Source organism: Arhodomonas sp. KWT, from assembly GCF_010993615.1.
The window spans coordinates 1-876 of the sequence record NZ_WNXE01000698.1 but is presented as its reverse complement, the minus strand read 5'-3'; the positions used below and the strand labels follow the sequence as shown (position 1 = coordinate 876).

Genomic DNA, 876 nt, shown 5'->3' with positions numbered 1-876 from the left:
ACCCCGGCATGGGGCATCATGCTCGCGGGCATTCTGGTCCAGCTCGCCATGGTCCGGGTCCTGTCACCGGGACACTCGCTGTCCAGTGAGGACTGGCGCCTCCAGCACGCCGGGATGTCGTGAGCGTGTTCCGCCGCACCGGACCGACGGCCGCCCGGCGCCTCCGCGTCCCGTCGCTCAGTCCGCGCCCCACTGCTCGCGCAGGCGCTCGCGGTTGAGCGCGAGCCACTGGAGGGCGATCAGCGGCATGGCGGCGTGGACGGTGCCGTTCTCGACCATGGCCATGGCCTCGTCGAAGGACATAACGTGCACGAGGATGTCCTCGCCCTCCTCCTCGAGACCATGCACGCCGCCGTGCAGGCCCTCGGCGTCGACCCGGGCGCAGAACATGCTCACCTGCTCCGAGGTACCGCCGGGGCTGACGAGATAGCGGCAGATGGGGACGACCTCGTCGAGGGGGCAGTTGGCCTCCTCGACGGACTCGCGGCGCGCGACGGCCTCCGGGGACTCGCCGGGCTCGATGATCCCGGCGATGGTCTCGATCAGCCAGGGGCCGCGGGGCGCGTCCAGCGCGCCGACCCGGAACTGTTCGACCAGCACCACCTGGTCGCGCACCGGATCGTAGGGCAGCACGCCCACGGAGTGGCCGCGCTCGAAGAGCTCGCGGGTGAGCACCGGGCCCATGCCGCCCTCGAAGCGGGCGTGGCGCAGGCGGTAGCGGCGCATGACGAAATAGCCGCGGAAGGCGTCCTCGGACTCGATGATCTCGTAGTGCATGGTCCCTCCCCTCGCCGTCACGCCACGGCGTCAGTCGCGATCGAACACGGCGATGCTCTCGACGTGCGCCGTGTGCGGGAACATGTCCATGACCCCGGC

Annotated in this window: 1 protein-coding gene; it reads right to left on the bottom strand. The window is 70.9% G+C overall.

The genetic code is table 11. The features are described from left to right. Positions 1–177: 177 nt before the first annotated feature. Positions 178–777 carry an NUDIX domain-containing protein gene (locus G7A99_RS21820; protein ID WP_163144048.1) on the bottom strand — a complete coding sequence of 200 codons (600 nt, stop codon included), beginning with the start codon at positions 775–777 and terminating at the stop codon, positions 178–180. Positions 778–876 lie beyond the last annotated feature (99 nt).